The sequence below is a fragment of the Streptomyces sp. NPDC008086 genome (assembly GCF_042957325.1).
Taxonomy (GTDB): Bacteria; Actinomycetota; Actinomycetes; order Streptomycetales; family Streptomycetaceae; genus Streptomyces.
Genome location: NZ_JBIBIA010000002.1, coordinates 420,572 through 434,165, shown reverse-complemented (window position 1 = coordinate 434,165; position 13,594 = coordinate 420,572). Strand labels below are relative to the sequence as shown.

Annotated in this window: 11 protein-coding genes; 7 read left to right on the top strand and 4 right to left on the bottom strand. The window is 72.7% G+C overall.

Annotated features, from left to right (window positions below):
• Window positions 1–165: 165 nt before the first annotated feature.
• Window positions 166–303, bottom strand: a complete 138-nt coding sequence (locus ACFZBP_RS07915) for a hypothetical protein (RefSeq protein ID WP_383449840.1) — start codon at window positions 301–303, stop codon at window positions 166–168.
• A gap of 231 nt (window positions 304–534) precedes the next feature.
• Here ACFZBP_RS07915 and ACFZBP_RS07910 point away from each other — a divergent pair, with 231 nt between their 5' ends.
• Complete coding sequence (locus tag ACFZBP_RS07910; protein ID WP_383449841.1) at window positions 535–1,485, top strand: LuxR C-terminal-related transcriptional regulator; 951 nt, start codon at window positions 535–537, stop codon at window positions 1,483–1,485.
• 180 nt (window positions 1,486–1,665) lie between these two features.
• Window positions 1,666–2,790 (top strand): serine hydrolase domain-containing protein, encoded by a 1,125-nt coding sequence (locus ACFZBP_RS07905; RefSeq protein ID WP_383449869.1) that lies wholly within the window; start codon window positions 1,666–1,668, stop codon window positions 2,788–2,790.
• A gap of 54 nt (window positions 2,791–2,844) precedes the next feature.
• On the opposite strand, the gene ACFZBP_RS07900 is transcribed toward ACFZBP_RS07905, so the two are convergent.
• A complete protein-coding gene (locus ACFZBP_RS07900) occupies window positions 2,845–3,639 on the bottom strand; it encodes a polysaccharide deacetylase family protein (protein WP_391410969.1) in 795 nt (264 codons plus the stop codon).
• A 482-nt stretch (window positions 3,640–4,121) separates the two neighbouring features.
• Window positions 4,122–5,261 carry an Ig-like domain-containing protein gene (locus ACFZBP_RS07895; protein WP_391411603.1) on the bottom strand — a complete coding sequence of 380 codons (1,140 nt, stop codon included), beginning with the start codon at window positions 5,259–5,261 and terminating at the stop codon, window positions 4,122–4,124.
• Window positions 5,262–5,524: 263 nt separating this feature from the next.
• Here ACFZBP_RS07895 and ACFZBP_RS07890 point away from each other — a divergent pair, with 263 nt between their 5' ends.
• Genes ACFZBP_RS07890 through ACFZBP_RS07870 form a run of 5 tightly spaced genes read left to right on the top strand, consistent with a single transcriptional unit; the run spans window position 5,525 to window position 11,255 of the window.
• Window positions 5,525–6,721, top strand: a complete 1,197-nt coding sequence (locus ACFZBP_RS07890) for a peptidoglycan bridge formation glycyltransferase FemA/FemB family protein (protein WP_391410967.1) — start codon at window positions 5,525–5,527, stop codon at window positions 6,719–6,721.
• Entirely contained in the window at window positions 6,718–8,427 is a 1,710-nt protein-coding gene (gene murJ / locus ACFZBP_RS07885; RefSeq protein ID WP_391410964.1) for a murein biosynthesis integral membrane protein MurJ, read from the top strand. The genes ACFZBP_RS07890 and murJ overlap by 4 nt, the downstream gene beginning before the upstream one ends.
• Before the next feature lie 23 nt (window positions 8,428–8,450).
• Entirely contained in the window at window positions 8,451–9,134 is a 684-nt protein-coding gene (locus ACFZBP_RS07880; protein ID WP_391410962.1) for a response regulator, read from the top strand.
• The gene (locus ACFZBP_RS07875) at window positions 9,131–10,612 is read left to right on the top strand and encodes an ATP-binding protein (protein WP_391410960.1); all 1,482 of its coding nucleotides are present in this window, start codon (window positions 9,131–9,133) and stop codon (window positions 10,610–10,612) included. The genes ACFZBP_RS07880 and ACFZBP_RS07875 overlap by 4 nt, the downstream gene beginning before the upstream one ends.
• Window positions 10,613–10,649: 37 nt before the next feature.
• Window positions 10,650–11,255 carry a hypothetical protein gene (locus tag ACFZBP_RS07870; protein WP_391410958.1) on the top strand — a complete coding sequence of 202 codons (606 nt, stop codon included), beginning with the start codon at window positions 10,650–10,652 and terminating at the stop codon, window positions 11,253–11,255.
• A gap of 35 nt (window positions 11,256–11,290) precedes the next feature.
• On the opposite strand, the gene ACFZBP_RS07865 is transcribed toward ACFZBP_RS07870, so the two are convergent.
• Window positions 11,291–13,510, bottom strand: a complete 2,220-nt coding sequence (locus tag ACFZBP_RS07865; protein ID WP_391410956.1) for a protein kinase — start codon at window positions 13,508–13,510, stop codon at window positions 11,291–11,293.
• Window positions 13,511–13,594: the final 84 nt, after the last annotated feature.

The window sequence follows — 13,594 nt, the reverse complement described above, 5'->3', positions numbered from 1 at the left end:
GCCTGGAAGGCCGCGGCCACGGGAGGGGGCGGGCGGCGAGGGAGGCGGAGAGGCCTGGGTGACGACAGGACCCTGGGGCGCGGCCGCGTGACGGGGGCGGCGCCGAAGGAAGGGCTGTCGGAACTACCGGAACTACCGGAACTGCCGGAACTACCGGGGGCGGGGTCAGCCCCAGCCGGTGTCGAAGGTCGAGGCGCCGCCGGCCGCGCTTACGGGGCCCGTGCTCGCGGTCGCGCCGCCGAACACCCCCAGTGTCGCGGCCAGGATCCAGCCGGCGAGAACCGCCTTGCGCGCAATCTTCATGTCCCTGCCTTCATCTGCGTGTTGGGCTTTGTTCACCGACCCACCACAGAAGCTCCTTTGCGTCGATGGGGGCTGGATGAATCACCATGCCAGGACTTGCAGGTGCATGAGGGAGCAGAATGGATCAGCTAGCTGCATGGCAGGTTGATGCCAGGTCTGTATTTGGCGTTATAGGGGGACAAGATGATCGATACGGACGGAAGCGGAGTGAACAGTACCGCCCTGCGGAGTGTGTATTCCTATGCACTGCAACGCGCCGTGGGGGAGACCATTCCAGCCAACTCCTTCAGCCGGGCGACCGGCCTGCCCGCGGAGCGCGTCGGCGCCGCCGTCCGGGAGCTGCTGGACCTGGGGCTGCTGCGCAGCGGTCCCGCCGACGAACTGCACGCGGTGGCACCCGAGGAGGCGGTGGCCTGCGTCGTCAGCCCGGTCGAGCGTGAGATCCGCTCCCGCCGCGCCTTCGCCGAGGAGACCAGGGCATCGATCATGTCCTTCCTCCCCGTCTTCGAGACGAGCCAGTTCGCCCGGGAGCGGGAGAGCAGGTTCGAGGTGGTGCCGGACCTCGACGAGGTCCGCGCGGTCATCGCCGACCTGACCGCGCGGGCCCGCACCGAGATACTGACGGCCCAGCCGGGCGGCGCCCGTGAGGAGGACATCCTCAACGAAGCCGCGCCCCGGGACCGGGCAGCCCTCAGCCGGGGCGTGAAGATGCGCGTCCTGTACCAGCACACGGCCAGGTTCAGCCCGGGCACCGCCGCCTACGTCGACCACATGTCGGAGCTGGGCGCGCAGGTGCGGACGCTGGACGACCACTTCAGCCGGCTGCTGGTCTTCGACGGGGAGACGGCGGTGATCTCCCTGCCCGGCAACCGGCTGGGCGCGGCCGTGGTCCGCGAGCCGAACGTGGTCGCCTTCATCGTGGAGACCTACGAACGACTGTGGCTGGCGGCCGAGCCCTACGCGGTGGCCTTCGGCACCCGGGCCGAGGTCGCCGGGGACATCAAGCAGGCCATCGTCCGGCTGCTCGTCGAGGGCCTCACGGACGCCTCCATCGCCACCCGCCTGGGCATGTCGGTGCGCACCTGCCGACGTCACATCGCGGACATCATGGAGGAGTTGGGCGCGCAGAGCCGCTTCCAGGCCGGCTATCTGCTGACGGTGCGCGCCCAGCAGGACGACTGACGGCGTTCGCTCAGAGGGGAGCGGGCGTGCCGGTGCGGCCGCTCGGGCAGAAACGATGCACCGCACAACGGGACCGACACGGGACCGACACGGAACCGACCAGGGGAGAAACGGTTGACCGACCAGGGTGGGACTCACAGCGGCACGACCGGCGAGGGCGGGCCGACGGGCGAGCCGACGGTGCGTGGACACGTCCACGCCGGATACGAAGGGGTGCGTGAGGTCTTCGCCCGGCTGGCGCGGGAGCAGCCGCAGCCGACCGGGCAGCAACTGGCGGTGTACCGCCGGGGCGTGCGGGTGGTGGACCTCTGGGCCGGGCCCGTGACCGACGGGGACACGCTGACCGGCGTGTTCTCGGTGAGCAAGGGCGCGGCCCACCTCGTCGTCGCGCTGCTCGTCCAGGACGGCGTACTCGACCTGGACCGCCCGGTGGCCGCGTACTGGCCCGAGTTCGGCGCGGCCGGCAAGGACGAGGTCACGCTGCGCCAGCTGCTGGCCCACCAGGCCGGGGTGCCGTGCGTCGACGAGGTCTTCACGATCGAGGAACTGGCCGACGACCGCCTGCTCGCCGACCGGCTCGCCGCCCAGGCTCCCTACTGGAAGCCCGGCACCGCCTTCGGCTACCACGGGCTCGTCATCGCCGCCCTCACCGGCGAGGTCGTACGCCGCGCCACCGGGCGGACCCTCCAGGACTGGTGGGAGCAGCGGGTACGGCGGCCGCACGGCGTCGACTTCTATCTGGGCCTGCCCGAGGAACTGGAGCCCCGCTACCTGCCCGTGGAGCCCGCGGTCCCGGAGCCGGACCCGGACGAGAGCGTGCCGGAGCCGCCGAGGCTGGTCTCCCTCGCCTTCAGCACCAAGTACATGCCGGACCTGTCCGTCTTCCCGAACTTCCGGCGCACCCGGGCCCTCGGACAGGGCTCGGCGGGCGGGGTCGCCTCGGCCCGCGGCGCGGCCGGCGCCTACGCGGCCGTCATCGGCGGGCTGGACGACAGGCCGGCGCTGCTCACCGCGGACACCATGGCGGCGTTCAGCGAGATCCACTCCACGGGAGTCGACGCCGTGGGCGGCGTGGAGAGCCGGTTCGCGCTGGGCTTCCAGGTCTTCGACGACCGTTACCCGGCCCTCGGTCCGGACGCCTTCGGCCACGCCGGTGCGGCCGGCGCCGTCGCCTTCGCGAGCCCGCGCCTCGGCCTTGCGTACGGCTACGTCCGCAGCCGGTTCGCGCTCGGGGAGAGCGCGGACCGGGAGAACAGACTGCTGATCGACGAGGTGGTGAAGTCGGCGGCCGGCGACCAGGAGTAGCGAGGCACGCGTGCGGAGGCCGGGCCGGTGACGGACCGGCCTGGCCCTCGCGCGTCAGCGGACCGGGAAGCCGAACGCGTACCCCTGGTCCTTCAGCCACGGCAGGATCTCGCGCAGGGCGGCCACCGTCTGGGAGCGGTCGCCGCCCGCGTCGTGGAAGAGCAGGGTCGGGCCGTTGGAGATCTCGTTCTTGACGGTGGCGACCATGACGGCCGTGCCGGGGAGTTCGAAGTCCTTGGAGTCGATGTTCCAGCCGAGCGGACGCATCCCGCGCGACGCGGCGAGGTGGCGGCTGTACGGCGTGAAGGCGCCGCCCGGGGCCCGGTAGTACAGCGGGCGGACGCCCCCGGACGCCTCGGTGATCATGCGTTCGGCGTCCAGGATCTGCTGGGACTGGTAGGCCTCGGACTTGCGGTCCATGGTGACGTCGTGCGACACGGTGTGGTCGCAGAGCCGGTGCCCGGCCGCCACCACCGTCCTGACCAGGTCCGGGTGGGCGCGGGCCTGCGTGCCCACCATGCAGAACGTGGCCTTCACGCCGTTCTCCCGCAGCACCTGAAGCACCTGGGGCGTCCACACGGGGTCCGGTCCGTCGTCGATGGTGATGTTGACGCTCCGGGCGCCGCCGTCCGAGGCGTGCGCGATCTCCGCCGACACCGGCGTCGACCTCCGGCCCTGCGGCTGTGCGGGTGACGCGGCGGGCGGCGCCGACACGCCCGACTGGGCGGGCCGTCCGTCGGGGGAACCGACCTGTGCGTTCCAGAACGAGGTCATCGCGGCCACCGTGGTCACGCCGAGCGCCGCCGCGAGCACCTTGCCGTACCATCCCCGTCCGCCGCTTCGCACCATGTCCTCTGTCCCTCGCCGTCGCTGTGGCCCGTGCATCCGGCAAGAGGGGGGAAAGCGGCCGGGGGATCCGTCTGTTACCGACCACGCACAATTCGACCGGGCGGACGGCCGTGACCTGCGGGGTCATCGACATGTCAGCGGTATGTCAACAGCCGTGGCCAGCATCGGATCCGTCCGCTGTCGGGCACGTCCACCACCCCAGGGGGATCACGCAATGTCGAAGACCAGCAGGACGGTACGGGCCGTTCGCCGCGCGGCCGTGGCGACGGCGCTGACGGCGGGGACCGTCGTCGCGTTTCCCTCCGCCGCGCAGGCGGCCGAGGCCGACCACTACTACATCGAGTCGGCGGCACCGGCGCCACGCCGCCCGCACCCCACTGCACCTACTCCTAGGACGCCGCGAACGCCGCACTGCCGCCCGGGACCGAGGCCATCACGGTCTGCTACCCGGCGACCGCCTGGTGGGGGGCGGATCACCGCCCTCAGCGCAGCGCGCTCTTCTCCCGCCACTCGCTCCAGGAGAGGTTCCACGCGCCGAAGCCGTTGCCGGGGTCGACGGTGCCCTTGGTGTCCTTGCCGGTGATCTCGAACGGGTCGCCCGGCCGCACCTGCCCGTAGAACCAGGCGGCGTTCGCGTCGCTCATCCCTATGCAGCCGGAACTGTGGTTGGCGTTGCCGAACCAGCGGGCGTTCCACGGGGCGGCGTGGGCGTACATGCCCGACCAGGTCAGCCGCATCGAGTAGTCGACCATCTTGTCGTAGGCGTCGCCCAGGCCCACCGTCTCGGAGTTCATGTTGATCGTGCCCTCCTTGGCCATGAGCACGGCGGTCCCGCGCCAGGAGCGCTTGTCGCCGCCCGGTGTGCCACCCGAGACGGGTATGCGCCGGACGGTCTCGCCGTCGCGTTCGAGGGTGAGCCGGTGGCGGTCGAGGTCGACCTTCACGATCTGCCGGGCGCCCACGGTGAAGGTGGTCGAGTAGTCGCGGACGAACCAGCCGCCGGCCGTGCCCGAGTCGGTGCCGTTCAGGGTGGCCTTCAGCGTGACCTCGGTGCCGGGCTTCCAGTACTCCTTGGGCCGCCAGTCCACGCGGTCGCGGCCCGACCAGTCGCGGATCCAGCCCCAGGAGCCCTCGGTGTCGTTCGAGGTGGTGATCCTGAGCTGCTTCTCGACCTCGGCCTTGTTCCTGACGGGGTTGTCGAAGACCAGGGAGATCGGCTGGGCGACACCGACGGTGGCGCCGGCTCCCGGTCGCCAGTCGACCTTGTTGACCTTGTCCGCCTCGGCGGTGGTGAAGGCGGCCCTGGTGCTCTTGGCGGTTCCGCCCTCGGACCGGGTCGCCGCCGTCACCGCGTACGACGCGCCGGGCACGGCCTTGCGGTCCGAGATCCACGAGCGGCCGTCGGCGGCCACCTTGCCGGCGAGCCGGTGGCCGTCGGCGTCGGTGACGGTCACCGAGGTGAGCCGGCCGCCCGAGGCCGTGACCTTCACGGGCTCGCCCGCCGGGACCCGTTCTCCCGTGGGCGTGACGGTGACCGTGACAGGGCGGTCGTCGGCGCTCGGCTTCCCCTCGGTGTCCCGGGCGGTGGGCGAGGTGCCGTTCGATGACGAGCAGGCGGCCATCGGCGTCAGCAACGCGGCTACGACAGCGGCCTGGACGAGTGCACGGGTGCGGGACAACGGGACCTCCGTCAGAGGGCGAGAGTCGGCGATGTCGTGACTGTAGAGCCGCAAAACCCGAGGTCAGCCGCTATGGGGCTGTGTGACGGCGACTGGTGAGGAACGGTCATGGTCCCGTCACATTCGCCGGACGGCGCGGTCATGGACCGCTGTGAATCTCCTGAGTGTCCCCGCGACCGGGCCGGGGAGAAGGAGAGGAACGGACTGTGTCAGCGCTGCTCGTGCCGCCCAGCCGCGTGTGCCAAGCACGGAACCAGGGCTTCGCCCTGCGCCCCGTCACCGCGGAGACCTACCGCGCCTTCCTCGCGTCCCCCGACGGCGCCGCGCTCGGCGCCGGATTCCTCCAGTGCCCGTCCTGGGCCGACGTCAAGGAGGGCTGGCGCGCCCAACTCCTCGGCTGGGGACCCGATCCGGAGGCCGGCGCGCTGACGGGCGTCGCCCTGGTGCTGCTACGGCAGTTCCCCGGCACCCGCAAGTACTTCGCCTACCTCCCCGAAGGGCCCGTCGCCGACTGGACCGACCCCGACGTCGACGGCTGGCTCGACCCGCTGCTGGACCACCTGCGCCGCGCCGGCGCCTTCGCCGTGCGCATCGGCCCGTCGCCCGCCTACCGGCGCTGGGACGCCGCCCTGCTCAAGCCGCTCACCGGACCGGGCCGCCGCCTCGGCGACATCCTCGCCAGCGAGGTCGACCCGCTCGGCACCGCCGTGGCCGAACGGCTGCGGGCCCGCGGCTGGCGGCGCTGCGGCGACGACGGCACCGGAGCCGACGGGGACGCCCAGCCCCGGCACGTCTTCCACGTACCGCTCGCCGGACGCACCACGCAGGACCTGTGGACCGGGCTCAACCAGGAGTGGCGCCGCAACGTCCGCCGCGCCCAGAAGGAGGGCGTGGAGGTCGTCGTCGGCAGCGCGGCCGAACTCCCCGAGTTCTACCGGCTGCTGGGCGTCACCGAGCGACGCGACGGCTTCCGGCTCGGCCGCTCCCTCGCCTACTACGAGCGCCAGTACGCCGCCCTCAACGCCGAGGAACCCGGCCGGATGAAGCTCTACCTCGCCCGGCACCGGGGGGAGATCCTCGCCGCCCACACGATGATCACCGTGGGTCGCCGGGCCTGGTACCAGACCGGTGCCTCGGCCGACCACCGCCGCGAGGTCCGCCCCTCCAACGCCCTGCAGTGGCGGATGCTCCAGGACGCCCACGCGCTCGGCGCCGACGTCTACGACATGCGCGGGGTACCCTCCACACTCGATCCGGACGAACGTGCGTACGGACTGCTGCGGTGGAAGCTCGGCACCGGGGGACACGTCGTCGAGACGTTGGGGGAATGGGAGAGGCCTTTGGCCGGCAGCGCCAACCACACGCTTTACCGCGCCTTCCAGGCGTACCTGAACCGCCGATGACGCCGCACGGAACAGAGGCGAACGCGACGGCGGAGACCGAAGAGGCGACGGAGACGCGAGAGGCGACGGCGGAGACGCAAGGGGCGACCGAGGGGTCGCCGAAGGCCGTCTCCGCGGCGCGCGGCAGCGCCGTCATGGCCGTCGGGTCCATCGCGGGGAGGGCCACCGGCTTCGCCCGCTCCGCCGTGGTCGCGGCGGCGATCGGCACCATCGGACCGGTCCCCGACGGCTACGCGGTCGGCAACGCCCTGCCCACCATCGTCTACATGCTGCTCCTGGGCGGCGCGCTCAACGCCGTCTTCGTGCCCGAGCTGGTCAAGGCCGCCAAGGAGCACGCCGACGGCGGCGCCGCGTACACCGACCGGCTCGTCACCGTCTGCGTCGTCGCGCTGCTCGCGATCACCGCGACCGCGGTCTGGGCGGCCCCCGCGATCATCGACGTGTACACCGACTACACCGGCGAACAGGCGGCCATGACCACCGCGTTCGCCCGCTACTGCCTGCCGCAGATCTTCTTCCTCGGGCTGTTCACGCTGCTCGGGCAGGTGCTCAACGCCCGCGGCCGGTTCGGCGCGATGATGTGGGCGCCGGTCCTCAACAACCTCGTCGTCATGGCCGTGTTCGGCCTGTACCTGGCGCTGTCCCTGGGCGGCGGCGACACCCTCACCCCGACCGAGACCGCCGTCCTCGGCTGGGGCACGACCGCCGGGATCGCCGCCCAGGCCCTCGCCCTCGTCCCGGCCCTGCGCGCGGCCCGCTTCCGCTGGCGGCCCCGCTTCGACTGGCGCGGCAGCGGACTGACCCGCCCGCTGCGCGCGGCCGGCTGGCTGGTGCTGCTGGTCCTGGCCAACCAGGCCGCCTACTGGGTCACCACCCGCCTCGCCACCACCGCGGGCCTCGACGGCGGCCCCGGCTATGGCGCCTACAACAACGCCTACGTCCTGTGGGTCGTACCGCACGGCATCATCACGGTCTCCGTGGTGACCGCGCTGATGCCCCGGATGAGCGCGGCCGCCGCCGACGGCGACACCGCCGCCGTGCGCCGCGACGTCTCCCACGCGCTGCGCGTCTGCGCCTCGGCCGTCGTCCCCGCCGCCTGCGCGATGCTCGCGCTCGCGCAGCCCGTGATGGCCCTCGTCTTCGGACACGGCAGGACCAGCGCCGCCGACACGGCCGCCATGGCCGGGATCCTGACGGCCTTCGCGCCGGGACTGGTCGCCCTGTCCGGCCAGTACGTGCTGTCCCGCGCCTTCTACGCGCTCTCCGACACCCGTACGCCGTTCCTGCTGAACCTCGTCATCGTCACCCTCAACGCGGGACTGTCCGTGGCCGCCGCGCACCTGCTGCCGGCCCGCTGGGCCGTGACCGGCATGGCGGCGGCGTACTCACTGGCGCTGTGCGCGGGCTGGGCGCTGACCGGCCGGGTGCTGGCCCGCCGCCTCGCCGTCGCCCGCCCCCTGCGCTCGTCCGCCGCAGGCGCGCACGTACGGCTGCTGCTCGCCGCCGTTCCCGCCACCTCGCTGGGCCACTTCGCGGTCCTGGGAACCGCACCGGCCGGAGCGGTGGTCTCCACGGGTGCCGGCGCGACCGCCGTCGCTCTCACCTTCGCCCTGCTCGCCCGACCGCTGCGCCTGACCGAACTGCTCGCGCTGCTCGACGGCGTGCGCCGCAGGGTGACCCGTACCCCCGCCCGTACCCGCCCCTGACCACCACCGAGGGAGAACCGCCGATGTCCCGCGTGCTCCTCATCGAGGACGACCCTTCCGTACGCGAGGGGGTCGAACTCGGTCTGCGCCGCCGCGGCCACGAGGTTCGGGCGGCCGCGACCGGCGAGGCCGGCCTGGCCGCGATGGCCGAGTTCCGTCCCGACCTGCTCCTGCTGGACCTGATGCTGCCCGGGATGAACGGCGTCCAGGTCTGCCGCCGGGTCCGCGAGCGCAGCCAGCTGCCGATCATCATGCTCACCGCGCGCGGCGACGACTTCGACGTGGTCATCGGCCTGGAGGCCGGCGCCGACGACTACATCGTCAAGCCCGCCCGCACCGAGGTGATCGAGGCCCGCATCCGTGCCGTGCTGCGCCGCCTGGACGACGGCGGCCAGGGTCGGCCGGCCATCGAGGTCTACGGCGAACTCACCATCGACCGCGTCGGGCTGACCGTCGCCAAGGCCGGACGCCCGCTCGCCCTCGCGCCCTCGGAACTCAAGCTCCTGCTGCACCTGTCCGCCGCCCCCGAGCAGGTGTTCAGCCGGCAGCAGTTGCTGGAGCACGTCTGGGACCACAGCTACCACGCCGACGCCCGGCTGGTGGACGCCTGTGTCGCCCGGCTGCGCGGCAAGATCGAGGACCAGGTCGGCAGCCCCCGCTACGTCCAGACACTGCGGGGCTTCGGCTACCGCTTCGGTCCGCTGTGAGCACCGGCGCCGGGCGGTCGCGCCGGGCCAGGGCGTTCGGGCTGCGCACCCGTCTGCTGCTCGCCTTCCTGCTGGTCGCCGCCGTCAGCGCCGGCACGACGGCCGCGCTGACCTACCGCGAGGCCCGCAACGCCGTGCTCCAGACCGCGCAGGACACGGCGGTCACGTCGTTCCGCGACCAGGTCCAGCAGACCGGCTTCGCCCTGCCCGTGCGGGGCGGGGACGACCTGGAGTCACTCCTGCGGGACATCGCCCGCAAGGGCAAGCCGCATCCCTGGGTGGTGTTCGCCGAGTACGGCTCGGTCCGCGCCTCCTCGGGCGAGAACCCCGTCTCCACCGTCATCACCCCCGAACTGCGCCGCGCCGCACAGGCCGACCCGCACGGCAGCTTCGAGCGGGTCGTCAAGGACGGCGTCCCCTATCTGACCATCGCCATGCCCATGGTCTTCAAGACCGGCCCGTACAGCCTGCTGCCCAGCGGACTCGTCCTGTACGCCGTCATGCCGATGACCGACGAACAGGTCAACGTCGACGCCCTCCTGATGGCCGCCCGCGACGGCGCCCTGCCCGGCCTCGCCGTCGCCCTGATCCCCGGCCTGGTCGCCGCGCGCAGCGTGCTGCGCCCGGTGCGGGAACTGCGCCAGGCCGCCCAGAGCATGGGCAGCGGGCGGCTCGACACCCGGATCACGGTGCGCGGCAGCGACGAACTGGCCGACCTGGCCCACACCTTCAACGAGTCCGCCGCCCAACTCGAACACACCGTAAGGGAACTGCGCGACGCCGAGGCCCGCGCCCGCCGTTTCGCCTCCGACGTCTCCCACGAACTGCGCACCCCGCTCGCCGGCATGCTCGCCGTCACCGAGGTCCTCGACGAGGACGCGGACCACCTCGACGCCGACACCGCCCGCGCGGTCCGGCTGGTCAGCGCGGAGACCGGGAAGCTCGCCGTCCTCGTCGAGGACCTGATGGAGATCTCCCGCTTCGACGCCCGCGCGGCCGAGCTGAACGCCGACGAGGTCGACGTGGCCGAGGCCATCCGCAAGACCCTGGCGAACCGGCGCTGGACCGACGCCGAGCGGATCCGCACCGACCTCCCCGACGGCATCCGCGCCCGCCTCGACCCGCGCCGTTTCGACCTCGTGGTCGCCAACCTGGTGGGCAACGCCCTGCGGCACGGCGGTGCGCCCGTCACGGTGAGCCTGCGCACCGAGACCCGCTCCCCGTCCTGCGCCGTCCTGATCACCGAGGTCAGGGACCGCGGCCCCGGCATCCGCCCCGAGGCCCTCCCGCACATCTTCGACCGCTTCTACAAGGCCGATGCGGCCCGCACCCGTTCGGCCGGCAGCGGCCTGGGCCTGGCGATCACCCTGGAGAACGTGAAACTGCACGACGGGACGATCCACGCGGGGAACCTGCCGGGCGCCGGCGCCGTCTTCACCGTCGAAATCCCGCTCCACGCGGAGGAGTCCGGGGGGTGAGATCCATCAGAAGGGCCCTAGGCGTGGAGGCCGGCCGGTGAGACGTGTGGGGACGCGCGGACGTGCGGTGACCGTCGTCGCCCTGGCCGTCGCGGCGGCCGTGCCGCTGCTCGGCGGCTGCGGGATCCAGGAGACCGACGTCATCGAGGCGGGCGGCCCCGCCAGCTTCCAGGCCTTCTTCAACCGCGACGTCGACATGCTGCTCTTCTTCCGCTCCCCCGACGGCGGCCTGAGCACCGTGATCCGCACGACGCAGCCCCAGGGCGCCGAGTTCGGCTCCGGGGACCAGAACCCCGACGACCCGGCGGGACCGGTGCCGACGGAGAAGGTCGTCCTGGCGCTGCTCACCGGCCCACAGCGGGACGACCGGGCCGCCGGCCTGACCACCGCCCTTCCCACCCCCCGCCGTGGCGACACCGTCAAGGTCGAAGCCTCCGCGGACGGCCGGGTCACGACCCATCTGCCCCTGGCCATCAAGCCCCTGGACAGCACCGCTCTGCGCCAGCTGACCTGCACGATCGCCTACAGCCAGGACGTCGACGGCCAGGTCGTCGTGGAACTGCGGGGGCAGGACGGCATCTCGAGGTCCGGCACCTGCGAACTCGCCTCTGGCACTGCCGTGTTGCCCGAGACGGACGGCTAGCCGGGCCCGTCAGCCGGGTCCGTCAGCCGGGTCCTTCAGCTGGGCCCGTCCGGGCTCCGCGAGAACGCCGTGTCACCGGCCGTCGCCACGATCGCGTCCTTGACCAGCAGTACGCCCGGCGGGGTGTCCTGTGCCTTGTCCCCGGCGTCGTCCAGCGCGGAGGTGCGCCAGACCTCGACTCCGGTACGGCTGTCCAGCGCGAGCAGACGGCCGAAGCGGTTGGCGAAGTAGACCCGCTTGTACGTCGCCGACACCGCGGGCGCGGACAGGCTCTCCATGTCCGTCGTCTTCTGCCACAGCTGCTTGCCGCTGTCCGCCGACACGGCGGTCACCGACCCGTTCGTCCGGACGAAGTAGACGACGCCGTCCACCAGGGTGGCCGTACCGGTCAGCGCAGTGGCCAGCGGGATCCGCCTGACCTTTCCGGTTGCCGGGTCCACGAGCAGGAGGGCGTTGTACGGCCGTTCGTACCCGGCGTCGTAGACGTCCTTCGCGGTCTGCGGGGCAAGGAACAGGGGACGCCCGCCGACCGCGCCGAGTGCCGGCGCCTTCCGCGGCAGCGTGGCGGTCTCGGTCAGGCTGCCGGGGCCGAGCTTCAGCAGGTCGACCGGGGCCTGTCCGGGCTCGGTACCGGCCGAGCACAGGGCGTAGGGGACACCGCCCAGCACCGACGGGGAGCAGTGCGCGTCCAACGAAGGCGCCCGCCACAGCTCCTGGCCGGAAGCCCCGTAGGCGACGAACGAGGACGGGGACGAGGACGAGGAATCGGGAGACATGGTCAGCAGTCCGCCGTCGTACAGGATCGCGTCCTGGGACTTGCTGATGTCGCGCTGCCAGCGCCGCTCGCCGGTCTCGGCGTCGAGGGCCACCACGCGTCTGACCGAGTCGTCCGGATCCTCGTACACGTAGACCAGCCCGTCGCGGACGCCGATCGGCCGCACCCCCTGCGGGCGGGTGCCGAACCGCCACAGGATGCGACCGGAGGCCGAGTCGACCCCGGCGGCCGTGAAGCCCGTACCACCGCAGAACAGGGCGTTTCCGTCCGCCACGCATCCGGGGTCCTGGTAGTCGAGGGGGACACCCTTCACGTCGGACCGCAGCGCCGTGCTCCACGGCTGCCAGCCGGCGGGCAGGGAGGCGGCACGGGTGGTCGCGTCGGAGGCGGTGGGCCTGGCGGCGGTGGTCGCGTCCTGACCGGCGACGAAGAGCCCCACCCCCACACTCGCCACGACGGCCAGCGCGACACCGAGCCCGGTGAGCGGCATCCGGCCGCGGAGGCCGTTGCGGGAGCGGGGGCCGGCGGGGGTGGTGGCCGTGCTCTGCGGCTGGGGACGGGGGCGGGGCCGGGGAGGTCGGGGCTGCCGGGGTCTCGCGGCCTCCAGGGCGTCCCCGGTCTCCGTGGACCCCCCTGTCCCCGTGGCCGTCGGAGTCGGCGTGACGGTGTCGGAGTCCGGCAGCGCCTGGAACATACGGTGCAGGTCGGCCGGTTCCGGCCGTGCGGCCGGGTCCTTGTCGAGGCAGCGCTCGACGATACGCAGGAGTGCCTCGGGAACCCCGTCGAGGTCCGGGGACTCGTACATCACCTGATAGCCGGTCAGGTAGGGGCTGTCGGCGTCGAACGGCCCGGCGCCCACGGCCGCGAACACCATCAGCGACCCCAGCGAGAACACGTCCGAGGCCGCGGTGACGTCCCGCGGCGAGGCGAGCTGTTCCGGCGACATGAACGGCGGAGTCCCGATCACCCGCCCGGTCACGGTGAGGCTCTGGTTGTCGGCGGCCCGCGATATGCCGAAGTCGATGACGCGCGGCCCGTCCTCGGTCATCAGGACGTTGGCCGGTTTCAGGTCCCGGTGCACCAGGCCCACCCGGTGGATGTCACGCAGCGCCTCGGCGAGCCCCAGCCCCAGCGCGCGCAACTCCCGCCCGCCCAGCGGGCCGTCCTTCTTCACGACCTCGGCGAGGCTGCGGCCCGGCACGTAGAGCGTCGCCATCCACGGGCGTTCGGCGTCCGGGTCGGCGTCCACGACCGGCGCGGTGAAGGCTCCGCTCACCCTGCGCGCCGCCGCGATCTCCTGCCGGAAGCGCGTACGGAACTCCTCCTCCTGCGCGTACGACCCGTGCACGACCTTGACCGCGACCTGCCGCCCCGAGGCGGAGACGCCCAGGTGGACGACCCCCATACCGCCCGACCCGAGCCGGCCGAGAAGGGTGTACTCACCTATGGACTCCGGGTCCCCGGTACTCAGGGCCGCCATCGCCGATCACCCTTCCCAGAGCCTGCCTGCTGCCTGCCTCACGGAGATCAGCGTAGGGCCTGGGCCCACGGCGCCGGTCGCCCG